Annotated in this window: 31 protein-coding genes and 2 pseudogenes; 17 read left to right on the top strand and 16 right to left on the bottom strand. The window is 43.2% G+C overall.

What is annotated here, in order from left to right:
* Nucleotide 1: 1 nt before the first annotated feature.
* The 3 genes and pseudogenes from DXE37_RS05610 (at nucleotide 2) to DXE37_RS13505 (ending at nucleotide 1,216) form a co-directional block, all read left to right on the top strand.
* Complete coding sequence (locus tag DXE37_RS05610; protein WP_231971183.1) at nucleotides 2-628, top strand: beta-ketoacyl synthase N-terminal-like domain-containing protein; 627 nt, start codon at nucleotides 2-4, stop codon at nucleotides 626-628.
* Nucleotides 517-783 carry a beta-ketoacyl synthase N-terminal-like domain-containing protein gene (locus DXE37_RS14335; protein WP_415067126.1) on the top strand — a complete coding sequence of 89 codons (267 nt, stop codon included), beginning with the start codon at nucleotides 517-519 and terminating at the stop codon, nucleotides 781-783. Before DXE37_RS05610 ends, DXE37_RS14335 begins: the two co-directional genes overlap by 112 nt.
* A pseudogene (locus tag DXE37_RS13505) lies at nucleotides 773-1,216 on the top strand (hypothetical protein). Before DXE37_RS14335 ends, DXE37_RS13505 begins: the two are co-directional and overlap by 11 nt.
* Before the next feature lie 38 nt (nucleotides 1,217-1,254).
* Here DXE37_RS13505 and DXE37_RS10805 read toward each other — a convergent pair.
* The 3 genes from DXE37_RS10805 to DXE37_RS11445 form a co-directional block, all read right to left on the bottom strand.
* Entirely contained in the window at nucleotides 1,255-1,473 is a 219-nt protein-coding gene (locus DXE37_RS10805; RefSeq protein ID WP_162786206.1) for a hypothetical protein, read from the bottom strand.
* A gap of 256 nt (nucleotides 1,474-1,729) precedes the next feature.
* Entirely contained in the window at nucleotides 1,730-2,071 is a 342-nt protein-coding gene (locus tag DXE37_RS11450; RefSeq protein ID WP_197713117.1) for a hypothetical protein, read from the bottom strand.
* Nucleotides 2,072-2,086: 15 nt separating this feature from the next.
* Nucleotides 2,087-2,227 carry a hypothetical protein gene (locus DXE37_RS11445; protein WP_197713116.1) on the bottom strand — a complete coding sequence of 47 codons (141 nt, stop codon included), beginning with the start codon at nucleotides 2,225-2,227 and terminating at the stop codon, nucleotides 2,087-2,089.
* Nucleotides 2,228-2,392: 165 nt separating this feature from the next.
* Here DXE37_RS11445 and DXE37_RS05585 point away from each other — a divergent pair, with 165 nt between their 5' ends.
* Together DXE37_RS05585 and DXE37_RS05580 are read left to right on the top strand one after the other, a co-directional pair.
* The gene (locus DXE37_RS05585; protein WP_114636849.1) at nucleotides 2,393-2,980 is read left to right on the top strand and encodes a YqiA/YcfP family alpha/beta fold hydrolase; all 588 of its coding nucleotides are present in this window, start codon (nucleotides 2,393-2,395) and stop codon (nucleotides 2,978-2,980) included.
* Between the two features lie 81 nt (nucleotides 2,981-3,061).
* Complete coding sequence (locus DXE37_RS05580; protein WP_415066799.1) at nucleotides 3,062-3,631, top strand: HNH endonuclease; 570 nt, start codon at nucleotides 3,062-3,064, stop codon at nucleotides 3,629-3,631.
* A gap of 1,012 nt (nucleotides 3,632-4,643) precedes the next feature.
* Here DXE37_RS05580 and DXE37_RS11440 read toward each other — a convergent pair.
* The 7 genes from DXE37_RS11440 to DXE37_RS12560 all read right to left on the bottom strand — a co-directional run bounded on the left by DXE37_RS11440 (nucleotide 4,644) and on the right by DXE37_RS12560 (nucleotide 9,424).
* A complete protein-coding gene (locus DXE37_RS11440; RefSeq protein WP_197713115.1) occupies nucleotides 4,644-4,790 on the bottom strand; it encodes a hypothetical protein in 147 nt (48 codons plus the stop codon).
* Nucleotides 4,791-5,128: 338 nt separating this feature from the next.
* The gene (locus DXE37_RS05565; protein WP_114637545.1) at nucleotides 5,129-5,836 is read right to left on the bottom strand and encodes an ankyrin repeat domain-containing protein; all 708 of its coding nucleotides are present in this window, start codon (nucleotides 5,834-5,836) and stop codon (nucleotides 5,129-5,131) included.
* Nucleotides 5,836-6,624: a TatD family hydrolase gene (locus DXE37_RS05560; RefSeq protein ID WP_114636847.1), complete on the bottom strand. Its 789-nt coding sequence runs from the start codon at nucleotides 6,622-6,624 to the stop codon at nucleotides 5,836-5,838. The genes DXE37_RS05565 and DXE37_RS05560 overlap by 1 nt, the downstream gene beginning before the upstream one ends.
* A 32-nt stretch (nucleotides 6,625-6,656) precedes the next feature.
* Nucleotides 6,657-7,781 carry a DNA polymerase III subunit delta' gene (locus DXE37_RS05555; protein ID WP_114637544.1) on the bottom strand — a complete coding sequence of 375 codons (1,125 nt, stop codon included), beginning with the start codon at nucleotides 7,779-7,781 and terminating at the stop codon, nucleotides 6,657-6,659.
* 12 nt (nucleotides 7,782-7,793) lie between these two features.
* The gene (gene tmk, locus DXE37_RS05550; protein WP_114636846.1) at nucleotides 7,794-8,432 is read right to left on the bottom strand and encodes a dTMP kinase; all 639 of its coding nucleotides are present in this window, start codon (nucleotides 8,430-8,432) and stop codon (nucleotides 7,794-7,796) included.
* 7 nt (nucleotides 8,433-8,439) lie between these two features.
* The gene (gene mltG, locus DXE37_RS12565; RefSeq protein WP_231971181.1) at nucleotides 8,440-8,793 is read right to left on the bottom strand and encodes an endolytic transglycosylase MltG; all 354 of its coding nucleotides are present in this window, start codon (nucleotides 8,791-8,793) and stop codon (nucleotides 8,440-8,442) included.
* A gap of 313 nt (nucleotides 8,794-9,106) precedes the next feature.
* Nucleotides 9,107-9,424 carry an MltG/YceG/YrrL family protein gene (locus DXE37_RS12560; protein WP_231971180.1) on the bottom strand — a complete coding sequence of 106 codons (318 nt, stop codon included), beginning with the start codon at nucleotides 9,422-9,424 and terminating at the stop codon, nucleotides 9,107-9,109.
* A gap of 232 nt (nucleotides 9,425-9,656) precedes the next feature.
* Here DXE37_RS12560 and ygfZ point away from each other — a divergent pair, with 232 nt between their 5' ends.
* Both ygfZ and DXE37_RS05535 read left to right on the top strand, forming a co-directional pair.
* Entirely contained in the window at nucleotides 9,657-10,544 is an 888-nt protein-coding gene (ygfZ, locus tag DXE37_RS05540; protein ID WP_231971179.1) for a CAF17-like 4Fe-4S cluster assembly/insertion protein YgfZ, read from the top strand.
* Nucleotides 10,545-10,551: 7 nt separating this feature from the next.
* Entirely contained in the window at nucleotides 10,552-11,409 is an 858-nt protein-coding gene (locus DXE37_RS05535; protein ID WP_114636844.1) for an NRDE family protein, read from the top strand.
* A gap of 5 nt (nucleotides 11,410-11,414) precedes the next feature.
* Here the strand turns inward: DXE37_RS05535 and DXE37_RS05530 are convergent, their stop codons facing one another.
* Nucleotides 11,415-11,738 (bottom strand): PaaI family thioesterase, encoded by a 324-nt coding sequence (locus DXE37_RS05530; RefSeq protein ID WP_231971178.1) that lies wholly within the window; start codon nucleotides 11,736-11,738, stop codon nucleotides 11,415-11,417.
* Nucleotides 11,739-11,952: 214 nt separating this feature from the next.
* On the opposite strand from DXE37_RS05530, the gene DXE37_RS05525 reads away from it, so the two are divergent.
* From DXE37_RS05525 to DXE37_RS05505, 6 genes are all read left to right on the top strand, one after another.
* A complete protein-coding gene (locus DXE37_RS05525; RefSeq protein WP_231971177.1) occupies nucleotides 11,953-13,002 on the top strand; it encodes a protein adenylyltransferase SelO family protein in 1,050 nt (349 codons plus the stop codon).
* 105 nt (nucleotides 13,003-13,107) lie between these two features.
* Nucleotides 13,108-13,416 (top strand): protein adenylyltransferase SelO family protein, encoded by a 309-nt coding sequence (locus DXE37_RS12555; RefSeq protein WP_231971176.1) that lies wholly within the window; start codon nucleotides 13,108-13,110, stop codon nucleotides 13,414-13,416.
* A 37-nt stretch (nucleotides 13,417-13,453) separates the two neighbouring features.
* A complete protein-coding gene (gene msrB, locus DXE37_RS05520) occupies nucleotides 13,454-13,867 on the top strand; it encodes a peptide-methionine (R)-S-oxide reductase MsrB (protein WP_114636843.1) in 414 nt (137 codons plus the stop codon).
* A 22-nt stretch (nucleotides 13,868-13,889) separates the two neighbouring features.
* Entirely contained in the window at nucleotides 13,890-14,438 is a 549-nt protein-coding gene (locus tag DXE37_RS05515; RefSeq protein WP_114636842.1) for a septation protein A, read from the top strand.
* Nucleotides 14,435-14,722, top strand: coding sequence for a BolA family protein (locus DXE37_RS05510; RefSeq protein ID WP_114636841.1), 288 nt, complete (start codon nucleotides 14,435-14,437; stop codon nucleotides 14,720-14,722). Before DXE37_RS05515 ends, DXE37_RS05510 begins: the two co-directional genes overlap by 4 nt.
* A 50-nt stretch (nucleotides 14,723-14,772) precedes the next feature.
* Entirely contained in the window at nucleotides 14,773-15,567 is a 795-nt protein-coding gene (locus DXE37_RS05505; RefSeq protein WP_114636840.1) for a peptidylprolyl isomerase, read from the top strand.
* Nucleotides 15,568-15,614: 47 nt separating this feature from the next.
* On the opposite strand, the gene DXE37_RS12550 is transcribed toward DXE37_RS05505, so the two are convergent.
* The 5 genes and pseudogenes from DXE37_RS12550 to DXE37_RS12540 form a co-directional block, all read right to left on the bottom strand.
* Nucleotides 15,615-16,169: an MFS transporter gene (locus DXE37_RS12550; RefSeq protein ID WP_231971175.1), complete on the bottom strand. Its 555-nt coding sequence runs from the start codon at nucleotides 16,167-16,169 to the stop codon at nucleotides 15,615-15,617.
* Between the two features lie 238 nt (nucleotides 16,170-16,407).
* On the bottom strand, nucleotides 16,408-16,680 hold the full coding sequence (locus DXE37_RS12545) for an MFS transporter (protein WP_231971174.1): 273 nt from the start codon (nucleotides 16,678-16,680) through the stop codon (nucleotides 16,408-16,410).
* Nucleotides 16,681-16,752: 72 nt separating this feature from the next.
* Nucleotides 16,753-17,868 (bottom strand): chorismate synthase, encoded by a 1,116-nt coding sequence (gene aroC / locus DXE37_RS05495; RefSeq protein ID WP_114636839.1) that lies wholly within the window; start codon nucleotides 17,866-17,868, stop codon nucleotides 16,753-16,755.
* Nucleotides 17,869-17,911: 43 nt separating this feature from the next.
* A complete protein-coding gene (locus DXE37_RS05490) occupies nucleotides 17,912-18,367 on the bottom strand; it encodes a CBS domain-containing protein (protein ID WP_114636838.1) in 456 nt (151 codons plus the stop codon).
* Between the two features lie 79 nt (nucleotides 18,368-18,446).
* A pseudogene (locus tag DXE37_RS12540) lies at nucleotides 18,447-19,284 on the bottom strand (YhjD/YihY/BrkB family envelope integrity protein).
* Nucleotides 19,285-19,306: 22 nt separating this feature from the next.
* On the opposite strand from DXE37_RS12540, the gene wrbA reads away from it, so the two are divergent.
* From wrbA to ppk2, 4 genes are all read left to right on the top strand, one after another.
* Nucleotides 19,307-19,921 carry an NAD(P)H:quinone oxidoreductase gene (gene wrbA, locus DXE37_RS05480; RefSeq protein WP_114637543.1) on the top strand — a complete coding sequence of 205 codons (615 nt, stop codon included), beginning with the start codon at nucleotides 19,307-19,309 and terminating at the stop codon, nucleotides 19,919-19,921.
* A gap of 9 nt (nucleotides 19,922-19,930) precedes the next feature.
* Complete coding sequence (locus tag DXE37_RS05475) at nucleotides 19,931-20,320, top strand: DUF2069 domain-containing protein (protein WP_114637542.1); 390 nt, start codon at nucleotides 19,931-19,933, stop codon at nucleotides 20,318-20,320.
* Entirely contained in the window at nucleotides 20,317-21,735 is a 1,419-nt protein-coding gene (locus tag DXE37_RS05470; RefSeq protein WP_114636837.1) for an FAD-binding oxidoreductase, read from the top strand. The genes DXE37_RS05475 and DXE37_RS05470 overlap by 4 nt, the downstream gene beginning before the upstream one ends.
* 760 nt (nucleotides 21,736-22,495) lie before the next feature.
* A complete protein-coding gene (ppk2, locus tag DXE37_RS05455) occupies nucleotides 22,496-23,269 on the top strand; it encodes a polyphosphate kinase 2 (RefSeq protein ID WP_114636835.1) in 774 nt (257 codons plus the stop codon).

The following is a 23,269-nucleotide window of genomic DNA, read 5'->3' as shown; positions in this document are numbered from 1 at the left end:
GGTGGCGAACGTAGGGTTGTTATTACAGGCCTTTGGCGCAGTTTCAGGGCTTGGTGTTGGTACTCAAGCACAGTTTCAAAAGGCGGTAGATTGCTCTTCAGGTATTACTACTTTTACCAAATCAACCGCGATACCAGTAGATCTTCCATGTGCATCACTCATCAAAGAAGATCTTTCATTTAATTTAGATGCAAATTCGCTGAGTATGTTTGATCGAACTGCTCACTTGTCATGGTTGGCAGCAAATGAAGCTTTGCAGCAATCAGGATTAAATGAATTAAACGATCTAGGTTTAGACCGAAGCGGTATTTTCTGGGGAACTGGTTTTGGTGGCTCTAATACCCTCGATAGTGCTTATCAAGAAATTTTTCTAAATGGTAAGCAACGTGCTCGTCCCTTTACTATTATTGGTGTTATGGCCAATGGTTCTGCTGGATTACTGGCTATTCAAACGGGCTTTAAAGGCCCATCGATGGGGGACCTACTCAACGGCATGCGCCTCATCAAGCCCATGCCATTGGAGAGGCTTTTAGAAGTATTAAATATGGTTTTTGCGATAGGGCAATTGCTGGCGGCGGAACAGAATCTCTTTTTAATGCTGGCCCAATTAAAGCGTGGGAGACTCTAAGAACCTTGGCCACCCCTGATGAAGATAATATTGCAGGCTCCTGCAAGCCTTTTTCTAAAAACAGGACTGGTTTTGTTTTGGGGGAGGATACTGCAGCCTTAGTCTTGGAGTCCTTAGAAAGCGCATCTAAAAAGAGGCGCCAATATTCTTGGTAAAACTATTGGTTATGGCGCCACTACGGATGCCCTTCATATCACCAGGCCTGATTCATTAGGTCAGACTAAAGCAATGTTAGCCTGCATGGCAGAGGCAAGAATTAACCTCAATCAAGTTGTTTACATTAATGCGCATGGAACTGCCACGGGTGTAGGTGATGTAGCAGAGACAAATTCAAATTAAGACGGCCTTTGGGTTAGATGCTGCTAAAGTACTTTAATAAGTTCGACTGAGGCTATTCATGGCCATACTCTTGGCGCAGCTGGTGCGTTAGAGTTGGTTATCACAATTCAAGCATTAGAAAATAACATTGCGCCTGGCACTGCATATTTAGAAATTCCGGATCCGGAATGCGATTTAAATTATTTGCCGCTTGAATCTATTGATATGGCTATGCCTGTAGCGATAAGTAACTCATTTGCATTTGGCTGATCTAGCGCATCGATCTTGGTCTCAAAAGTTCCATAAACTCAAAATAGCTTTACGAATTTCTTTGTCATTTCATAATGCCACAGAACACCAACAGTAATTCCGGTGAGCAAAACTTCGCTATCGCTTATAAAAGTATGAAGGTTATCGGACGCATAAGAATCGGATATAAAGTTAGTCAGTATCTCAGAGATCACTAGAGAAGCCGTAAACGCCAAACGATAGTGTTTTAAGTAGGGGGATAACTCATCAAAAGACAAATAGCGATGATTCCTCAGTAGCAATAGGCAGCTAAAGGAGTTTACTAGCCAAAAAATAATTATTAGCGCACTCAGGTGAAACGGGGCAGTCAAGTAATACAGCGCCGATGCTGTCACCTGAAGTGCTAATAATATTTGAATCAAGATATAAGTTACTTCTTCGGCGTGGTAATGGAAGCAGCCATAGCGTTGTAGTAAATGATCTTGACTTGTTCGCCTACATTAACGTCAGCAAGCAAAGCGGGGCTTTTTACAGTCACTGTCGTGATTTTTCCACTTGGTCCTTTACTGAAACTAGTTTTTTCTCACGGTTCACCTCAACAATATCTGCGATGATAGTCGTTTGGTTTGAGATTTTTTCAGCAAGCTTCTCATCGGCTTTTGATTTTGTAACGGTATTAGTTTCTACCTTAGAGCGAATGCCATCACTTTTGGTTTTGATCAAATCAATAGCTACCGCTAACTCATAATTCACATTTACACGATCGCCTTTTTTGATCTGCGCAAAATTAGTAATTTCCGGCCCAGCAACGAATTTGGATTCTCCATCTTTATTCTTAAAGGCAATGGTGCGAGTCTTTTTATCTACCTTAACCACTTCACCTTCATAAAACTAATAGCGATTGTCTGTGACAGCTGCGTCAATAACAACTGGCTTAGCTGCACCTGCTGCCAGTGCTTGGGCATAAACAGCTGTAGACCCAGCAAAAATGGTTGCAACAATCATCGCAATTTGTGCATATTTTGTATTCATAATTTTCCTTGTATATAAATGCTGTCAATAATAATCTTAGCCCACTTTTATCACTTTAAGCTTAATTGGCTTATTAATAGTATCCAAGAATTTCTTTTGATAAGATCATGCGTAGAGGCTACAGCTCCCTTAGGGAAGTGGTCCAAACACTGAGTCAGCTAAATAATGACAACTACATTAATCGTTTATCTTCACGGCTTTCGTTCATCACCGCGCTCTAGCAAAGCGATCATTACCGGAGATGCTATTCAAAAGATGTCATCAGGAGAATATCATTTCGAATGGTATTGTCCGCAGTTGTTAGCTTCTCCTAAGGCTAGCATGCAGATGGTTGAGAAACATATTCAAGAATCTAAATATGATCAACTCATTGTGCTTGGATCATCCCTGGGTGGATATTATGCAAATTATCTTGCTGAGAAATATAGCTGCAAAGCAGTCATTCTGAATCCGGCGGTAAGGGCGCCTAGAGAATTGGCCGCTCATGTTGGGATGCTGACTTCATACGACACAAACGAGCCTTATGACTTTCGTCCAGAGCATATTAATGAATTAACAGCGCTTCAAGTAGAAAGGATTAGCAATCCTACTCGTTACTTTCTTATTGCGGCAAAGGGTGATGAGTTGCTTGATTGGCGTGAGATGGTTGATTTTTATCGGGGAGCCCAGCAGTTGGTTCTTGAGGGGAGCGATCACGGTATTGCGGATTACCCAGAGCATTTGCCCCAGATCCTCAAGTTCATTTCCGAATAGTGGATTGATTGACTCACACTAATTCTGTAAGATTATCCTTATGATATCCCCATGCTTGTGGGTGTCTAGAAAGGAGAGTTTGTGCTGAGCATCTTGAAATTAGACGCTGGTGGAATTCCCCAGGGCTGGGTTAACGCTGAAGAAGCCACTAAACAATATGCCGATAGCAGTGTTTTGTGGACTCTAGGTGATCCTATCCTCCAGATGCGTGGTGGTATTTCTCGTGCTACTGGTACGCAATCCATTATTGAACTTCACTCCATTATTGCCGTGAATGGTAGCTCGAAAATTAATCTTTTTGATGTCGTACCCGTCATTACAAAACATAAACTTTACAAACGTGATCGTGGTTTGTGTGCTTATTGCGGCGATGTAGTTCATGAAAACCAGGCGGAAGCTGAGCACATCATCCCCAATAGCCGAGGCGGTAAATATAGTTGGATGAACTTGGTTATATCTTGCAGGCCGTGTAACCAGCGAAAGGGGAATCGCACCCCTGAGCAGGCAGGTATGGGCGTGTTATATACGCCATATCTTCCAAGTCTTTATGAGGATATGATACTTAAGGGTCGAAATATATTAGCCGATCAGATGGATTTTCTTGCTGCTAATCTCCCTAAAAATAGTCGCCTTCTAGAGAGGCAACTCTGAGTCTGACGTTGTGGCAGCGTATTTTTCCAAATACGCCTAGATTAAAATCCCTACGAATTATTCTGATTGCCTTAGCGATTTCAGTTGTAGGCCATTTCATATTGTTTTTGGGCATACCGCTACTTTCATTTGGTATTTCTCAACCCATTCCTGAAGACCTCATCATCAAGACTGAGCTGAAGTTGGAGCCTCCCAAAAAATTCAGGTTGCAAAAACAAATAAGAAAAGGATTATTAAAGAAAAACAATTCGCAGGAGAAAGTCTAGGTCCGATTGCTGATGAAGTTGGTCAGCAGGGCGGCCTAAATAATCAAACTGGTGTTGCATTTAAATTACCCGAGTCTGGGATCATTTATTACGATTCTTATGTGGATGGCCAAAAGTATCAGACTGGCGAAATAGATTGGATTAATGATGGTAATAGCTATCGGCTTTATGTGAATATTCCATACGCACTTATTGGCCCATTTGTTTTTGAATCTAGGGGAATCGGTAGATGCTTATGGAATTGCTCCGACTATTTATTGGTCACAAAGAGGTGCTAAGAGCCGCCTCGCTATTCTAGATTTAATCGCAATGAAAAAAGGGGGAGGGGCAGATGTTCTTTTCTGAGAAGCCCGACTTCCACTCCAAGGGAACCCAGGATCGCCTTAGTCTCATATTTCAACTGGCGTCATTGTTATAAATGGGGATAGCAAAATAGATGAGGCTGGAAGCATTCACGGCATACCCGTTGTTGACTACAACACGCTAGAAATATGGCAATTTAAGAGTTATGGCGAGACAGTATCCGAGGACATACCAAGTCTTGGGAGGACAGTAAATCGTCATTACGCTTTAAATGCAACGTGAAAATGACCCTTTAAGCGCCCAAGGTAGACTTATGGCTTGCAAAAGATCTTGAGTGGCTTCCTAGGCGAATTCGCTCACAGGAATCAAGTGGAAGGGTTCTAGAACTCGTTTTTATAAGCAAAAAAGTCCCATTCTTCCCATCAGCGCTAAATTAGAGCCCCTTAATTCCCAGTGCTTGAGTTTGAGCCATTGCTGGAGTGACCCAGTAAGGCACCCATCATGGTGTACAGAGCTGCGCCGGACATAGAAACTGCAAAAATGCCTGAAAAGGAAATAATGATGGGCAAAATGCGCCATTGATTTCGCAAAAATGGAAAGCGATGACCAACATGATTGCAATGAAATAGGATAAAAAACTTGCACCCACAATTCGTCGTCTTGTCATCACTCTGTCAATAGCATGGAATGCACCAGCAATCCCCAAGACCGTAGCGGCGTGAACAGCCAACATAAGGCATGCGATTACCACTATGCCCCAGATTTGACTACTCCCCATTATCTGCATTGATCTCACTAAACAATGTAGTAATGCTAGGTCTAGGTAGGTCAGTATTTTTAAAAAGGGTTAAACATAGTTGGGGAATTGGTAGTTAGATAACAAATATATCTTATTTGACATAATAATGATTATACGCAATTAAGGTTATTATGGCTTAGGCTGACCGAGTTCTTTTGGACCCTCATATGGTTTTTTATATAGTTTTTGCCAGCGTGAGCTTAATCCTTCTGCTATCCAAGGCTTCTCATAAATTATGGCTATATCAATCGCAGTAAATCCATTGTTATTACGAAGCTGCAGATCTGCGCCCTTATCTAATAGAAGTTTGATTAATTCTTCGTTTCCTGCATGAACGGCCATCATTAATGGAGTTGTGTTTCCAGGGCTTTGAGAATCTATAACTGCTCCATTGGCAATAAGATATTTGGCTACATCCAGCTGACCTTTAGAGCTTGCATAATGCAATGGAGCCCATCCAATATGGTCAATTTTGGCCTTTCTTTGTTCAACCAGCATCTTTACAACCGGCAAATTTCCCTCAATCGAGGCAATCATCAGCGGCGTTTCACCATATTTATTGGATAAATCAACGTCAGTAGACTTATTGCTTATCAGGTAGCTAATGACATCATCGGATTTATCCTTTAGCGCCAAGTTAAGCATAGGATCGCCCTTTGGATCGGTCGTATTAGGGCTAACGCCTTTGGAAATCAATGCTTTAACGGTGGAAATATCGTTAAATTTTGCGGCCTTGGTAAAGTCCGTAATTTGATCTTCGGTTTGAGCAATTGCATTGCTATATATGTAGAAGCATAAAACAGAAATAACCGAATAAATATTAAAGTTGATTCTCATTAACATTCTCTATCTATATGAAAACATTGATAAAAGTTATCTGAAGTATGTTTTGCTAACTCTTCAATTGAAGTGTTCTTCAAAAGTGCAATAAATTCACCTACTTTTGATACCCATGCAGGTTCATTGAGTTTTCCGCGATAAGGAATTGGGGGTAGGTACGGGGAGTCTGTCTCAATCAGCATGCGATCTAGAGGTACTTTTTGGCAAGTTTCTTGCAGTTCTTTCGCGCTCTTGAATGTCACAATTCCTGAAAATGAGATGAAAAAACCCATATCCATCGCCGCCCTTGCAACCTCATAAGACTCAGTAAAGCAGTGCATTACGCCACCAATGGTCTGAGCGCCCTCCTCTTTGAGGATTTTGATGGTGTCTACGGATGCTGAACGAGTATGGATGATTAAAGGCTTTTTAGAGACAATGGCCGCTCTAATGTGGGTTCTAAAACGTTCACGTTGCCACTCCATGGACTCGTAACTACGATCCCCCATACGATAGTAATCAAGACCTGTCTCACCGATTGCAATGATTTTAGGATGCTGGAGGGCGGTCTGAACTAAAAAGTCATATGTGGGCTCAGGAGCGTCCTCATAGTCCGGATGAACACCTACCGAGGCATAAAGATTAATGTGATCTTGAGCTAGCTTAAGAACATTAGGAAAATCTGGTAAGTCCACTGAGACACACAATGCATGGCTTACTTTGGCTAGGCGCATATTTTCCAAAACCTCAGGTAGTCGAGATTGGAACTCTGGAAAGTCTAGGTGGCAATGGGAGTCTATGAACATGACCTCCCTATTTTAGTCTGCCTTACGCCGCTCTAATCCTTAAAGATTAGCTGGTATTGGGAAAGTAGTGCTTCTATCTGAATTCTATTGGCCAATGGATGATTTTCATGGCGACGGGCATTGATGAGGGATTGCCAAAATTGCAGCATTTTTGAGGTTCTCGCCATATCCGAGAGTCCGCGTAGTGTCGTCAAGTGCTTAGGATAATAGCGTGGCTCACCACCCTGCTTAACCGATTGCAAATCAGAGACCCAGCGTTGCATAATGGCCAATAAAAATCCATAACGTGCTTTATGAATTTTTTCTGCTGTTTCAAGCCAATTAATCCTATCCCCTTGGGCCATTGACTGTAGCAAATGACGTGAAGCCAAAATTGAGATTGTTAATTCATCTTTGTAGTGTCGCGCGATAAGCGAGTCCAGTACCGAGAAGGGAGCGCCTCCTTGCTCGTCATAAATCGCTTCGGCATCATTGGTATTAATTGCCATCCCATCAACAGCGGACAATTGTATTTTTAACCAAGCTAAGCCTTGATCACGATCTGGCCGAGGGGCAGTTAAGAGTCTGCACCGCGATCTGATCGTGGGTAAAACCCGATCAACTCGATCTGCAATCAAGATAAAAATAGTATTCGACGGAGGCTCTTCGAGAGACTTCAGTAATGTGTTCGCCGAATCTGAGCGCAACATTTCGAGTGGATAAATTAATATCACGCGATTGCCGCCCCGATGCGATCCGATTGCCAGGTTTTCAATCGCTTGGCGTGTTTCTTCTATTGAAATATTTTTCTTTTCTTTTCTCTCGCTAGATTCACTATCACCGTCCTCTCGAGCGGGCTTTCCTTTTTTTGTTGGTTCATCGCTTTGATATTCAGCGTGGGGCAAGAGTTTTCGATGTGTTTCGGGAACAAGAGCAATAAAGTCAGGATGATTGCCGGAGTTAAACCAATTACAAGCTTCACATTGATTGCAAGGCCTCAGGATAAGGCTAGAGTTTTCACAAAGCAGTGCCCTAGCCAATTCAACTGAAAAAGCAGACTTACCGATACCGGATTGACCATGCAACAAAATCGCATTGGGAAATTTCTGAAAATCTAAACTATCCCACAAGGGCTTAAGCCAAGGCGCTATATGGGCTCCTTGTTCTAGATCATGCATTGCTTCATTCACTTAAATTGTTATCTCAATGGATTTCAAGCCGTTCCAAATGGCTTCAGGGGTTTGCGTGGCATCGACTAAATGGAAGCGATTCGGATCTTCTTTGGCTCGGCGCAAATATTCTTGACGAACCCTTTCAAAAAAGTCTAAATCCATCTTTTCAAACTTATCGGGCGCTCGAACCTTGGAGCGACGGGCTTCAGCAACTTCACCAGGAAGATCAAACAAGATTGTTAGATTGGGTTGCAATAGAGATCCATCTGTGCGTCCTTGAACCCAGCGCTCTAAATCATCTAATTTATTTAAACTTAAGCCTCTTCCTCCGCCTTGATAGGCAAAACTGGCATCGGTAAAACGGTCTGAAATAATGATCTTGCTAGATTGAAGTGCAGGCTCTATTACCTGCGCAATATGCTCTTTGCGTGCTGCAAACATCAGCAATACTTCAGTCTCTAAATTCATTGGGGTATCTAAGAGTAGTTTGCGTAATTGCTCGCCAAGAGTTGTCCCGCCAGGTTCTCGTGTCATCATCACTTCACGATTGGGGAAGCGTTCTTGCATAAGAGCACGAAAAGCATCTATATGGGTACTTTTACCTGCACCGTCGATCCCTTCGAAGCTAATGAAATATCCTGAGTGTGCTGAGTTCATATGCAAATCAATTTAATTGGAGGGCTTTGTTAGGCGCAATCTTACGTTGATATCGATCTACGGCAGATTCATGCTCTTTTAGAGTTTCAGAAAAGTGACTATTTCCATCCCCTTTAGCTACGAAGAATAGGGCCTTGCTCTTGGCGGGATGTGCTGCAGCTAGGATGGACTCCTTGCTGGGCATTGCTATTGGGGTGGGTGGCAATCCTTTATGCATATAGGTATTGTAGGCAGTGTCTTTACGTAAATCTGCTTTTCTTAGATTCCCATCAAATTTGGGCTCTATTCCATAAATAACGGTGGGATCGGTTTGCAGTGGCATTCCCTTATTAAGTCGGTTGATAAAGACTGCAGAGAGCATTTCTCTGTCGCTCAGTTTCCCTGTTTCTTTTCAACTATGGATGCCAAAATTAAGAGCTCGTAGAGGCCATTTTAAGAGGCAAGTCCTGCTGTCTTTGTTCCCAGCTTTGCGAGAGCTGTTTTTTTATACCCGAGGCAGCTCTCCGATAAATATCTAGATCCAACTCATCAGGATCGAATACATAGGTATCTGGAAGAAAAATTCCTTCATCGCTGGGATAGCTCAATTTTAGAAGGGTAATTAGCTCTCTATTGCTCCATCCCCCCTTGGTTTGATGGATAAGGGCTGGGTGTGAGTCTATAAACGCCTTTAGCTACCAAATTGTCATGCCTGGGATAATGGCTATGCTTTCTTTAACGCGATCGCCACGGGCGATCTGTAGCAGTACTTTTCCAAGGCTGGCGCCATTTGGAAATAAATAAGTTCCCGGCTTCAGTTTTGAGGCCACAAATAAAGTTCTAGTTCCAATTTGTATAGTCACCGAATTCACTGATATGCCTTGTTGGCGAAGTTGCTCTGCAATGCTCGAAAGACTTGAGTGAGGGTTAATTTTTGCCCTATAAGCAGACCCACCCTCAACATTGGGGCGATCGGGAACTACTGGCAATATGAAAATACCACCATAAAGCAATCCAAGTGTGGCTATAAAAAAGGCAAGCCAGGGTTTGAATTTTCCATTCGGAGTTTTTTCTTTACAAAAAGGGTTCTTCCCTGAATTTTTCTGCTCATCAGGCTATGATAAAAGGGTCATGACCAATACCCCCCAAACCGTGCAAAACTACTTGAATAACCCTGCCCTGCTCCCCTGTTATTTGGATCAATGGAGTGTAATTTCGGTGGAAGGAACGGACGCTTCAGCCTTTTTGCAAAACCAATTAACCAATTCAGTACTAGGGCTTACTCCAACTCTAGCTGAGCAACAGGCTTATGGCTACTCTGCTGCCCGTCTAGTAGGTTATTGCAATCCCAAAGGAAGATTGCTGGCAAGTGCTTGGATTGGTCTTTTTCCATCCGCAACTGATGACCGTTTTATTTTATTTATTTCAAAAGACATTGCTGCCAGCACCGCTAAACGTTTGGCTATGTATGTCTTGCGCTCAAAAGTGAAGGTCATAGATCTCTCTGCGAAATGGGCTGTCCATGGGTTGTATGGTTCAGTAAACCAAATTTCAGATACTAAAAGAAATGCCAATGAAGTTGCCTTGCGCTTGCCAGATGTTTTGATTGATGGGCAATCTGTCGCGCGCCTTCTGATGGCTGGACCAAAGGATGACTTTATTAAGGGGCAGGATTCCGGCGAGATACTGAATGTGTGGAACGAGCTAGAAGTGCTGAGCGCAATTCCACGCATTGTTCTAGCAACTCAAGAAGCATTTGTTCCTCAAATGATTAATTTTGAATCTGTTGCTGGTGTTGATTTTAAAAAAGGTTGCTACCCAGGTCAGGAAATTGTTGCGCGCAGTCAATATCGTGGAGCAATTAAACGAAGGCTGCAGCTAGCTCACGTTGATGGTGCATCATTGGATGAAGGTCTAGTTACTCCTGGTGCTGAACTTTTTCATGATCAAGATCCAACCCAACCGGCCGGAATAGTAGTTTTATCGGCATGGCGGTCTAGTGAACAAAATCGAATGGATTTGCAGATTGAATGCAAGCTTGAAGCACTTGAGAATGGTGAAATTCATATTGGTAGCGTCACAGGACCTGTGTTAAAAACAGATGCATTGCCTTACCCTTTACTGGAAATTTAACCCCCTTATGTGTCTCATCTTATTCGCATGGAATTCTCACCCCGACTACTCTTTAGTGGTAGCGGCGAATCGTGACGAGTTTTATGAGCGTGATACAGAGGGTGTTACTTGGTGGTCAGAGCATCCTCATGTCTTGGCGGGAAGAGATCGTGCTGATGCACTTGGAAGTCCGGGTACATGGCTTGGTTTTACCAAGACTGGAAAATTTGCAGCCCTCACAAATGTACGTGCTCCTAGTGAAAAAAATCCTGACGCGAGAACACGCGGCGAACTTTCTTTAATGTACTTAACAAGCAAGGATAACCCTAGTCAATTTATCGAAGGAAATGCAAAACGATTTCAGCAGTACAACGGTTTTAATTTGTTGATAGCAAATTTGAGTGGTCCTGCGAATGCTGAGATGCATTGGGTAAGCAATCGTATGCTAATGGGGCAAAGTCTGCGTCCGCGCAAAATATTTCCACAAAAAGCGCTTGAGCCCGGGGTCTATGGTCTATCTAATGCCATGCTAGATACCCCCTGGCCAAAAGTAAACCATCGTGTAGCAGCTTTTGCGCAGGCATTGGCCATGGATCAAGGGCAGCTTAAAAATGCGGATCAGTATCTAAAGCTTTTATCTGACACGCACTACGCTAGCGATCATGAGTTACCAAATACTGGTGTTAGTAAGGACTGGGAGAAAGCACTTTCCCCTGCATTTGTTAAGACTCCAAATTATGGGACCCGCTCCAGTACAGTACTCAGAGTTCGAAAAGACGGTCAATTTGAATTAGTTGAGCGCCGCTTTGATGCCTCTGGAACTGTTGGTCATAATGTTGTTACTGGTGCACTGAGCTCAGCATCTGACTCTAATTTATCTGTGTAGAGGTATTAAAGTCGGCTATCGTCGTTGATTACCCGCTCACCATCTGCATTGCGAGTTGCTAGACGCTTTAGGTATTTAAAAGTCCCGGTTGCCATACAGCAAATTTCACCTTGATCGTTATATAATTTAGCCTCACAAAATGCCATTGTGGTTGTTCTCCGAACTGTATCAGTCTTCACCCGGAGTACGCCAGTAGCGGCTTGCATAAAATTATTTTTCATTTCAATCGTCACAACACTGCGGTCACCTGGATCACCAGAGCGAGCTGCCACAGCCATCGCTACATCCATCAGTGTTAAGAGAGAACACCACCATGTGCCACTTCCCATGTATTGTTGTGCTCTAGTTTCAAGGCTAGCAAAATCTCACCTTTGCCCATCCCGGTACTTAAACAACGAACCCCAAGAAGCTTTAAAAAAGGAACATTTAATTCCTCGCCTAGATTGGCTAGTTGAGTCTGTGGATTAATTTGTACTTGTTATATTCATAAGAAGATTTTAGAGGGATGTACGCAATTTTGGAAATACTCCTAGAATAGACTTCATGGCTTTTACTTTAACTGGCGACGATGTTTGCCAATCCACCTTGCCGACCTCAATACCTGATCCTTGCTGGGTTGCCTTTTCACCTTCGGCCGCCAAATTAGTCAATATTCCACTTAATGAGAATAATTTTCCTCTTGATCAGTCTTGGTTACCTGTTTTGGCGGGTAATGAGTTAAGCACATCAAAGCATCAATTCTCAAATCCAATCGCCACTGTCTACAGCGGTCATCAATTTGGTGTTTGGGCTGGACAGCTTGGTGACGGTCGCGCCATATTGTTAGGTGATATTGCTGGACAGGAATTGCAGCTTAAAGGGGCGGGTAAAACTCAATTTTCACGCATGGGTGATGGCCGTGCTGTACTCCGATCCTCTATTAGAGAATTTCTCTGTAGCGAGGCAATGTATGCACTGGGTATTCCAACCACTAGGGCGTTATCGATAGTTGGTTCTGATTTACCAGTCAGAAGAGAGACCATGGAGACTGCTGCAGTTTGTGCTCGCCTAGCCCCAAGCTTTATTCGGGTTGGCCACTTCGAGCATTTTGCCTCCTTGCAAAATATTGAACGCCTAAAAGAGCTTGCTGATTCTCTGATGCAACAGCACTATCCCGATTGTCTTGATGTTGACAATCCCTATTTGGTTTTATTCAAGGCTATATGTGAGCGCAATGCAAAGTTAGTTGCACAATGGCAAGCGGTCAGTTTCTGTCATGGAGTACTTAATAGCGACAACATTAGCGTGCTTGGCTTGACAATGGATTACGGCCCTTATGGATTTTTGGATCAATTTCAAATCGATCACATTTGCAATCATAGTGATCGGGGTGGCAGATACGCCTATCATCGACAACCGCAGATCATGCATTGGAATATGGCGTGTCTTGCTAGTGCAATGATTCCATTGGTAGAGCTTCAATCTGGGGAGGCAGCGCAAAACCTTTTGCGCGAGGTTCTAGAAGAGTTTCCGGTCATTTATGCGCAAACCTGGCAAGATTTATTTAGAAAAAAGTTGGGCTTTTTGTATCCCATGAAGGTGATGTCGCTCTGATCGAAAGGCTTTTGCAGATGATGCATGAGTCTAGGGTTGATTTTACGAAATTCTTTCGAAATCTTGGTAAGGTCGAAATGACGATGCACCCTTCACAAATCATCCTTGAAGGATGATTTTATCAATCGAGAAGAAATTGAACGATGGTTTAGTGATTACATTGCCCGCTTAAGAAATGAATCGATTGTTGGTTTGCAGCGTCAAGAAATGATGAATCTAGTGAATCCAAAATATGTTTTACGAAATCATTTAGCGCAAATTGCTATTGAAAAGGCGCAGAATAAAGATTTTTCTGAGGTAGAAAAACTTCTCAATATATTAAGTAAGCCATATGCCGAGCAGAGTGAGTACGAATCTTATGCAACTTCACCGCCTGATAATTTTCCCTCGGTAGAGGTTAGCTGTTCATCGTAACTCTTCGTAAAAAGCAAATCATCCTCTTAGAACATTTATGAAAAAAACTGACCAAGAATATAGGCAACTACTCAGTGATGTTGAGTACCGCGTTACACGCGAAGCTGCTACTGAACGTCCATTTACTGGCAAGTACTGGGATCACTGGGATCGAGGTAGTTACAAATGCATTTGTTGCGAAACCCCCCTCTTTTTATCGGAAACCAAATTTGATGCGGGTTGCGGGTGGCCCAGTTATAACGCCCCCGAAGCGCCGGCATCCATAAAAGAAGTACGTGATACCAGTCATGGCATGATCCGCACTGAAGTGCGTTGCGCCAACTGTGATGCGCATTTAGGGCACGTATTTGACGATGGTCCCATGCCTACTGGGCTTCGCTATTGCATTAACTCCGCTTCATTGACCTTTGAGCCTAGTAAAAATGCGGTCCCTATAAAAGATCTCGAATAAAAAATTACTGGATAATTCGTAAATGAAATTTTTATTTGACCTCTTCCCCATCATCCTCTTTTTTATAGCCTTCAAATTTGGTGATACTTACACTGCCACCATTGTTGCAATGGTTGCGACCATAGGACAAATACTGTGGGTCTATTACCGCCATCGCAAGATAGATGCGATGCAATGGGTTAGCTTGGTGATGATTCTTGTCTTTGGCAGCCTAACTATATTTTTACATGACAAAACATTTATTCAGTTAAAGCCAACTGCCCTTTATTGGCTATTTTCTGGAGCACTATTTATTAGCGCTCAATTTTTTCAAAAAAATTGGATTCAGGTCTTAATCGGTAAACAAGTCACGCTAAAGGCTAATTCTGCTCACTCCATTTGGCATCGATTAAATATGGCTTGGGCTGCCTTCTTCTTTTTAATGGGCGCACTCAATCTGTATATTGCATTTGAGTACTCCGAAGAAACATGGGTTAACTTTAAGTTATTCGGTAGCACCGGCCTTCTCCTGGTTTTTGTCATTATTCAGGGTATTTGGCTATCCCGTCATATGGAGCATCCAAGCGAATGAATACCAACAATGAGCTTCGTATTGCGGCATTTGATAGTGATTTAAGAAAAGTCTTTCAGGTCCACACTCTGAAAATTGAAGATGAAAGCCATCTTCATGCAGGTCATGCTGGGGCAGCAAGCGGTGGTGGCCACTTTAGGCTGGAAATTGTTGCGCCAGAATTTAAGGGTTTAAACCTAGTAGCGCGTCATAGAGCCATATATTCAGCTCTAGATCGCCATATCCCTAAAGAAATCCATGCGCTAACCATCTCCGCCCTTTCTCCAGATGAGGTTGCTGGATAAAGCCACCTTAAAATAGATTTGTTTCCTTTAAATTTAATTATTCGATACCCATGATCAACACACGACAACTATTTACCATTGGCCTTCTTGGCGCCGCACTTATATCTAGCCATGCTTTTGCCCAAAATGCGGTAATTGTGAATGGCAAATCCATTCCGAAAGCCCAATTGGATAAGTTAGTACAACGCTCTGGTCAGCCTAATACCCCTCAGGTTCATGACCGAGCTCGAGAAATGTTAGTAACACGTGAATTAGTTTTGCAAGAGGCAGATAAGCGTGGCGTGACTCAAAAAGAAGCAGTGCGCGAACAACTAGAGCAGGCTCGAGCGGGAGTATTGGTTGCTGCTGTGTTTGAAGACTTCATTGAGAAAGAAGGCGTTGCTGAAGCTGATTTACAGGCAGCATATAAGTCGGTTAAGGCGCAGTTTACTGGCAAGGAATACCACGTTGAGCATATTTTGGTGGAAAAAGAAGCTGGCGCTAAAGCTATCACGGCTCAATTAAAGGCTGGAGCTAATTTTGAAGAAATTGCAAAAGCGAAATCGCTTGATCCTGGTTCAGCCAAAAATGGTGGTGATCTGGGTTGGGTAACCGAAAAAGCATTGGTTCCCGAGTTTTCAAAAGCAATGGTGCAACTTAAAAACGGTCAGATTACAGATAAACCAGTTAAATCTCAGTTTGGTTGGCACATCATCAAGATGGTAGATTCACGCGATGTCAAAGCACCAAGTATGGAAGAAATGAAAGATCAATTGAAGCAAATGATCATGGCTGACAAGAACTGGCAAAAGGCGAAGTTCTCAGAAATGATGCAAAAACTTCGTGCTAAAGCAAAAATTCAATAAGATTGCTTACCTGGCAGGATAGCGGCGCGGCCTAAGTTTTTGGATGGCTATTCCTGCCAGTCCGCATGCAAATGCGGACATGACAAAGACATCTCTTGGGCTGGGGATGCTTCCCATATCCATCCGGCGAATAAGCCTCCTAGGGTTCCACCAAGTCCATATGAAATCAGTTGCCATGAGGGCTTGGCCCCTCTGTAATGGTCCCGTAAATCAACGTTGAAGTAGTTTGGTGGCAGCAGCGCGCTATGGTGTGCTGCAAAGTGCCCGCATGCATTAATTGCGCCACAATTAAGATTGACGTTATGGGCAAAAAAGGCAATCAGGACAAAACGGATCACACCGATTCCAAAAGCAGCCTGCAAAATGACTTCCGCATCAAGTCTACTCAAAACCTTGCTTTGAAAATAGAAGAAAACTACTTCTGCAAAAACTCCTAGCGCCCAAAAAAGACCAATCTGAAATTTGTTGTAACCCAGGTCAGCTAGATATAAAGAATAAAAAACATACAAAGAGGCATGGGCAAAGATCATAAAAAAGCCAGAGACTAAAAACCAACGTACATCCGGATTAAATAAAACTACTAATAACTCTCCTTTTACCATTTTGCGATGCTCCATCTTGGGCTCGTGCAGACAAAAGGTTATCAGGGCTAATGCTCCCAAAACTTACTGTACCTACTATCGGATAGAGTTCGATAGTCTTTCGTTGGAATAGCTCCCCAGCAAGGAGAACCATGGCAATAAAGCCGATAGACCCCCCAAGACGCAGGCGACCCATAACGTTTATCAAACGAGTTATCTTTGTATGAAGCATGAATGGTTGCTGATTCACCAAGAGGCATCAAGCTGCTGAGAATGGTGTGTAGAACAAACATCCATATAAAAAAGCTGATGTAGCTTTGCAAAAAAAGATACATAAAAAAATGATGGCGGCTAGGCATGCACAAAAACGAATAATGCCAATTCGATTTGAGAGGTAGTCTGACAGCCATCCCCATGAGAAAGGTCCAACAATTCGGGTGATCTGCACCATGGACATGAGTGCAGCAATTTCTATAACGCTAAAGCCGCGATCCAAAAAGAATAAGCTTGCATATGGAGACACAAGTCCCACATAAGCAAAATATAAAAAGAAAAAGGACCCGAATGCCCAGCGCGAAGCGAAGGCGTCATTTAATAAGCCAAATTAGTCGCGGTAGGGGCCCGGTTGCGATGCTAGAATAGAAGCCGCAGGCGAAGATACGTCAGCACACTGTGCGCGATAACGTAACGCATGATCCATTAATACGAGTGCTAGCATTGCTTCCGCAATTGGTGTTGCCCGAATACCAACACAAGGATCATGGCGCCCTTTCGTTTGCACGGTAATTGGGTTTCCGTCTAAGTCTACAGACTGCTTTGGACTCATAATGCTAGAGGTCGGTTTGATGGCAATAGAGATGCGTAAATCTTGGCCGCTACTAATCCCGCCTAAAGTGCCGCCAGAATTATTGGTAGCAAATCCGCCAGGATGAAGTTCATCACCATGTTCACTGCCGCGTTGGGAAACTGATTTAAAGCCGGCACCAATTTCAACACCTTTTACCGCATTGATGCCCATCATGGCATGCGCAATATCTGCATCAAGCTTGTCAAATAAAGGCTCACCTAGTCCAGTTGGAACATTGCGGGCACGAACCTCTATGCGCGCTCCACAAGAGTCCCCTGCCTTGCGAAGTTCATCCATGTAACTTTCGAGTTCAGGAATGATTTCAGCATTGGCAGCGAAAAATGGATTGCTGCCAATATGTGAAATATCCTTGAATGGAATTTCTTTTTCACCTAATTGGCTCATGTAGCCATAAAACTCGGTGCCATACTTTTCACGCAACCACTTTTTGGCAATAGCTGCAGCAGCAACAACGGGAGCAGTCAAGCGTGCGGATGAGCGACCGCCTCCGCGGGGATCGCGAATGCCATACTTTTGCTGATAGGCATAGTCAGCGTGACCAGGGCGAAAAGTTTGCAAGATATCGCCGTAGTCTTGACTTCGCTGATCAGTATTTCGAATCAACAGCGCAATAGGTGTACCCGTAGTTTTGCCCTCAAAAACGCCTGAGAGAATTTCAACCCTATCCTCTTCCTTGCGTTGAGTTACATGGCGTGAGATGCCTGGTTTGCGGCGATCCAAATCGAATTGAATATCGGATTCCGACAAACTCATTCCTGGAGGGCAGCCATCAACAACGGCCCCAATTGCAGGACCATGAGATTCACCAAAGGTGGTAACAGTAAAAAAAAGGCCTAAAGTATTTCCTGACATAACCACATTATGTCATTTGTAGGAAAAATACGGCTAGAACAACTTAGGAAGCAGCCTTTTCGGTATCTTCGGGCCAATCTCTAATATAGGCTTTTAACATGGTGTTCTCAAAATCTTGGGCCTCGACCACCGATTTCGCCACGTCGTAGAAAGAAATCACACCCATCAACATCTTTTGATCAACCACGGGTAAATAACGAGCATGATCAACCAACATCATGCGACGGACTTCATCAATTTCAGTTTCCATATTGCAAGTTAATGGCTTTTGATTCATCACCGAGCTGACTTGAAGACCCTCAAGCTTGCCATGGTGTTTAGCCAAAGCAGCAATCACTTCGCGGAAGGTCAGAATGCCCACCAACTTGTCGTATTCCATAACCACCAAAGAACCGATATCGTGCTCGCTCATGACAAGCACTGCTGTTTGCAGAGCGGTATCAGGGGCTACAGTAAAAAGGGTGCCCCCTTTAACGCGTAATATGTCACGAACTTTCATTTGGTCTCCGAAAAGCAAAACATTTATTCCCTCAATATAGACTTAAGCCCTCTTTGAATCAAGGGTTTAGAGGCGACTTTTAGTAACGAATAACCCTAATGAGACCATTCCGGATATTAGGTAAGTTGGCTACTAGAACGGCTCCAGCTAGGGTTATCCACCAAGTTAGGTAGATCCAAACAAGACCTAAGGGAAAGATGGCAAAGGCGCCATAGACTGTTTTATAGAAAGCGGTGTGGCTCAGAAAAATTGCAAAGCCAAACTTCATCAGCTCAAATAAATGTAAGCGCCTGTAAAAGCATCTCTCCAGGTGACCTTGGCATAAGGCAGAATCTTATAAACAACTGCATATACCCCAATTGCGAGCAATATGGGCGCAAATGTGGCTACTAAACGGAACCCAAGTGAGACAGCTTTGATCCACCCTTCCGAAGCACTAAATAAAACCCCGCTTAAATAGATGCCAACACCCAGAAGCAATGGCCCTAAAAAGGTCGCAGCCCCATAAATTAGCGCTTTTTTAGGATTGGCCTCTTTAGCTCTACTTTGAAAATATGATTGAACGCATCCTCGATGACGGCCAATGTCATGATTGTTGTTACCAATAAGCCAAGCAAACCTAAATACGTTAGACTCCGTGCTTGAGCAGAAAACTGATCCAAATAAATAAAAACTTGTTGATTTAGGCTGCCCGGCATGTAGGTTTCAAGTAACCAAGTTCTAAATACATTTTTTACTTGTATGACACTTGGTAGATAACCGATCAGAATGGTCGCCACAGTAACCATCGGTATGATGGATAAAGTGGTCGTAAATGAGAGGCTTGCGGCGATTTGCTTCAAATTTTGGTCGCGATTGCGCTCCCAGATCTCTTTGCCTAGGGAGAGCCATAATTGAGGATTACGAATAATGCGCATCGCTTTATCATAAGAGATGAATATGAGCCAACACGATATTTTAGTTTTGTACTACTCCCGTTATGGTGCAACCAAGGATTTAGCACGACTGATTGCTGAAGGAATCGAGAGTGTTCCCGGGGTAAACGCCCGCCTCCGAACTGTTCCAGCCGTTTCAACAGTTTGCGAGGCTGCCGAAGCAACGGTTCCTCAAGGAGGCGCGCCTTATGTCGAATATTCGGATTTACAAGAATGTGTCGGCTTGGCTCTTGGGTCGCCCACACGTTTTGGCAATATGGCTGCGCCGATGAAATACTTTTGGGATGGCAGTTCATCAGAATGGATGAATGGAGCCTTGATTGGTAAACCGGCGTGTGTTTTTACTAGCACCGGGAGTATGCATGGTGGTCAAGAAAGCACACTCTTAACCATGATGATCCCTCTCTTTCACCATGGCATGATGCTGATGGGTATTCCTTATAGCGAGCCAAATTTAATGGCTTCTAGCACTGGTGGAAGTCCATATGGCGTGACGCACCTTGCTCATGCTGATGGACGTGCCCCAATTAGTCCTGAAGAACAACGTCTAGCGAAGGCCCAAGGAAAGAGACTTGCGCTAACTGCCTTAATGCTCCATAACAATAAAGAAAAGCATTAATTGCTCAACATGATTAAAAAAATTCTTGAAAAAAATCCTTATCAACTTTTAGCTACTGCAGCATTTGTGGGTTTATTTATTATCTGCGTTTGCTGGGAATGGTTTATCTCGCCACTAAGGCCAGGCGGTTCCTGGCTAATTTTAAAAGGGATACCACTACTATTTGCCATCCCAGGATTATGGAAAGGTAAGGTTTACACCATGCAATGGGCTTCCATGTTGATACTGCTATATATCACTGAAGGATTAGTTCGCATTCTAGAAACAGGCGCTAATTTTTGGCTTGCTCTTCTCGAGACTATGCTTGCAACCATTGGATTTATCTGTTTATTGATTTACTTGAAGCCGATAAAAAAAGAAGCAAAACTGTTAAAGAAACAGCGCGAAGCTCAGCAATGACTAACTCATTCATTAACGAAATAAAGAATATTCTTGATCAGAAATACGTTCTGATTGAGGAAGTAGATAAGGCACCCTATCAAACTGATTGGCGTAAGCGTTTTACTGGCAAAGCTCAAGCGGTAGTGCTTCCAGGTGCGAGTGATGAAGTTGCTCAGATCGTAAAACTATGTGCGGCGAACAACGTATCTATCGTTCCACAGGGTGGCCACACTGGCTTTTGTGGTGGTGCCACTCCCGACAACATTGGCAACCAAATCATCATGAACTTTAAGCGCATGAATCAGATAAGGGAAATCGATGTTGCCAATCAAACCATAACGCTTGAAGCCGGTTGTATTTTGCAAGCTGTACAAGAAGAAGCAGCTAATTATGGCTTTCTATTCCCACTCAGTCTTGGTGCCGAGGGAAGCTGCATGATTGGTGGCAACTTGGCAACCAATGCTGGTGGAACTAACGTATTGCGCTATGGCAATGCACGCGATTTGTGTTTGGGTCTCGAAGTTGTCACTGCTAGTGGTGATATTTGGGATGGCATGAAAGACTTGCGCAAAGATAACACTGGCTACGATCTGAGGGATTTGTTTGTTGGATCTGAGGGCACCCTGGGAATCATTACTGCTGCAGTCATGAAGCTTTACCCCCTGCCCATATCGCAATGGACCACCTTAGTTGCTACCGATAACATTGCCTCTACGATAGCGCTCCTCAATTTATTCCAAAAAAGAGCAACGTCATTGCTCACGGGTTTTGAGATGATGACGCAAGAGTCTTTGGATTTGAATGAAAAACACTTTCCGCAGATGGCCAACCCGCTTCAAGGTAACCTGCCTTATACAGTTTTAATTGAGCTGTCTGATCACGAAAGTGAGACTCATGTAAGGCAATTATTGGAGACTATCCTGGAGGAGGCTTTTGAGGCGCAGCTCATTAGTGACGCCGTGATCGCTAGCAATCTAAGTCAAGCAAATACATTTTGGCAGATGCGTGAACACATTACCCTTGCGCAAGCCGAAGAAGGCGCGAACCTGAAGCATGACATCACCATCCCCCTATCTTTCCTTGATTCCTTTATCAGTGAAACAGATCAATTAATGAGGGAAAGATTCCCTGGGGTCAGAATCATCAATTTTGGCCATTTGGGCGATGGAAACTTGCATTACAACATTGCCCCACCCCTTGGCATCGACCCTAGATTTTTTAACGAAACGAATGAAAAACCCATTCGTGAGCTGGTTTATGGGCAGGTTGAGCGATGCAAAGGCTCCATTTCCGCAGAGCATGGGGTTGGACAGCTCAAATTGGATGGATTAAGGGCTCACAAGGGTGAAGTCGCCCACGAACTCATGAAGACTCTTAAAAGAGCTCTAGACCCTCAAAATATCCTAAATCCCAATAAAGTTGTCTCCATATAGGTAAAAAGTCAGTTTTTTAATAAATATTTACTAAATATTTTGTAATTCGTGTCATCTCGCCCTCTTTTCCATACACTGTATGCTCATGGAGGTAGCAAATATGTCAACAAGACTTAAACATTGGGCCCGCGCAATTCAACAGATCGACTTGTCCAAAAGGACTCCTGAAGTCGCTATTGGTTACTTGGATAGCAAATATCATGATATTGCTTGGCGTTACATCCGCATCTTAGACTTTGAGCGCACTATCAGTTTCATGGCCAGCAATAACTTCCACCCAGAATAATATTAAGAAACCCTAAGTAATTGATTTATTTGAGGTTTTGGGATTTGTTAATCGATTGCTCCTGATGGGCTGATTTGTGCCATATCTGTTCCATAAAGCCTAAAAACATTATCTCGTTCTTAGGACCATCTTTTTAATTTCCCATCCTCATGGCGATTAATTTTTGAATGTTGCTGTAATGAAGAGCCATTTTTTTGATCAGTTTTTTCGAATGAATTGCAAAAAGCATTCAAAGAAAAATCCATCGAATGTGTCATAAACGCTTGTATCAGAAGCCATTAAATCGTAGCACCAAAGGATTGAAATTTAATTAATAATTAAGGAATTGCCATGAGCCAAAAGAAACTGATCAAAGATCTTTTTAAAAAACTAGATAAGCTTGAGGCAGACAGAGAGAAGCTCATTGATAAACTCACAAAGGCTTTGGAGAAATTAGAGAAAAACAGGCCGCTAAAAAAGCCCCTCCCGTAAGCAATGAGTAAGAAGGTAAAAATAAAGGATCACGAGAAAAGTTACGAGGAAGAGCTCAGGCTTTTACAAATTGAGCTCGTAAAGCTCCAGCGTCAAATTATTACTGGCAATCTGCGACTTCTGGTGATTATGGAAGGTCGAGATACCGCAGGAAAAGATGGCACAATCAAGCGCATAGTTGAGCATCTCAGTCCTCGTGAAACTCATGTTGTTGCATTAGGAAAACCTTCTTCACGCGAAGAGGGTGAATGGTATTTTCAGCGCTACATCGCTGAATTACCAACCGCCGGAGAATTTGTTGTCTTCAATCGGAGTTGGTACAACCGTGCTGGCATAGAAAAAGTCATGGGTTTCTGTACAGATGCCCAATACATGACGTCTGTGAATAAGCTTGAAGTTTTATTGATTGATTCGGGGATTCAGATCATTAAATACTATTTAGACATCGATAAGAAAGAGCAAGCTGCACGTCTTGAGAGTAGAAAAACTGACCCCCTTAAGCAATGGAAGATAAACCCAATTGATGAGCAGGCGCAAAAGGATTGGAAGGCCTATAGTAAAGCACGCGATGCAATGCTTCTAAAGACCAGCTCTACTTTAGCCCCTTGGACAGTAATCAACGCAAACAACAAGAAACTTACTCATCTCAACCTCATTCAGGATTTATTGTCTAGAGTAAGCTATCCAGGCAAGGATAGAAAACTATTACGCGCTCAACCGGACATCGTTATGCCATGTCCTCTCTTGGGCAAAAAACCACCTAAGCTTGCATCCTAG

Origin of the sequence: Polynucleobacter necessarius (assembly GCF_900095205.1) — a bacterium.
In the GTDB taxonomy this organism is placed as follows: domain Bacteria; phylum Pseudomonadota; class Gammaproteobacteria; order Burkholderiales; family Burkholderiaceae; genus Polynucleobacter; species Polynucleobacter necessarius_E.
The sequence above is the reverse complement of the archived record's forward strand: the minus strand, read 5'-3'. Positions and strand labels throughout refer to the sequence as shown.

What these genes read in the sequence shown, in the direction of transcription:
- DXE37_RS05470 (WP_114636837.1), top strand. Translation starts at nt 20,317, where the DNA reads ATGACTAACTCATTCATTAACGAAATAAAGAATATTCTTGATCAGAAA.
- DXE37_RS05505 (WP_114636840.1), top strand. Translation starts at nt 14,773, where the DNA reads ATGATCAACACACGACAACTATTTACCATTGGCCTTCTTGGCGCCGCA.
- DXE37_RS05530 (WP_231971178.1), bottom strand. Translation starts at nt 11,738, where the DNA reads ATGGGAAGTGGCACATGGTGGTGTTCTCTCTTAACACTGATGGATGTA.
- mltG (WP_231971181.1), bottom strand. Translation starts at nt 8,793, where the DNA reads ATGCTCTCTGCAGTCTTTATCAACCGACTTAATAAGGGAATGCCACTG.
- DXE37_RS05585 (WP_114636849.1), top strand. Translation starts at nt 2,393, where the DNA reads ATGACAACTACATTAATCGTTTATCTTCACGGCTTTCGTTCATCACCG.
- DXE37_RS05555 (WP_114637544.1), bottom strand. Translation starts at nt 7,781, where the DNA reads ATGCATGATCTAGAACAAGGAGCCCATATAGCGCCTTGGCTTAAGCCC.
- wrbA (WP_114637543.1), top strand. Translation starts at nt 19,307, where the DNA reads ATGAGCCAACACGATATTTTAGTTTTGTACTACTCCCGTTATGGTGCA.
- DXE37_RS05515 (WP_114636842.1), top strand. Translation starts at nt 13,890, where the DNA reads ATGAAATTTTTATTTGACCTCTTCCCCATCATCCTCTTTTTTATAGCC.
- DXE37_RS05510 (WP_114636841.1), top strand. Translation starts at nt 14,435, where the DNA reads ATGAATACCAACAATGAGCTTCGTATTGCGGCATTTGATAGTGATTTA.
- DXE37_RS05475 (WP_114637542.1), top strand. Translation starts at nt 19,931, where the DNA reads ATGATTAAAAAAATTCTTGAAAAAAATCCTTATCAACTTTTAGCTACT.
- DXE37_RS05490 (WP_114636838.1), bottom strand. Translation starts at nt 18,367, where the DNA reads ATGAAAGTTCGTGACATATTACGCGTTAAAGGGGGCACCCTTTTTACT.
- aroC (WP_114636839.1), bottom strand. Translation starts at nt 17,868, where the DNA reads ATGTCAGGAAATACTTTAGGCCTTTTTTTTACTGTTACCACCTTTGGT.
- tmk (WP_114636846.1), bottom strand. Translation starts at nt 8,432, where the DNA reads ATGAACTCAGCACACTCAGGATATTTCATTAGCTTCGAAGGGATCGAC.
- DXE37_RS11445 (WP_197713116.1), bottom strand. Translation starts at nt 2,227, where the DNA reads ATGAATACAAAATATGCACAAATTGCGATGATTGTTGCAACCATTTTT.
- DXE37_RS05525 (WP_231971177.1), top strand. Translation starts at nt 11,953, where the DNA reads ATGGCTTTTACTTTAACTGGCGACGATGTTTGCCAATCCACCTTGCCG.
- ppk2 (WP_114636835.1), top strand. Translation starts at nt 22,496, where the DNA reads ATGAGTAAGAAGGTAAAAATAAAGGATCACGAGAAAAGTTACGAGGAA.
- DXE37_RS05565 (WP_114637545.1), bottom strand. Translation starts at nt 5,836, where the DNA reads ATGAGAATCAACTTTAATATTTATTCGGTTATTTCTGTTTTATGCTTC.
- msrB (WP_114636843.1), top strand. Translation starts at nt 13,454, where the DNA reads ATGAAAAAAACTGACCAAGAATATAGGCAACTACTCAGTGATGTTGAG.
- DXE37_RS12550 (WP_231971175.1), bottom strand. Translation starts at nt 16,169, where the DNA reads ATGGTAAAAGGAGAGTTATTAGTAGTTTTATTTAATCCGGATGTACGT.
- DXE37_RS05535 (WP_114636844.1), top strand. Translation starts at nt 10,552, where the DNA reads ATGTGTCTCATCTTATTCGCATGGAATTCTCACCCCGACTACTCTTTA.
- DXE37_RS05560 (WP_114636847.1), bottom strand. Translation starts at nt 6,624, where the DNA reads ATGTTCATAGACTCCCATTGCCACCTAGACTTTCCAGAGTTCCAATCT.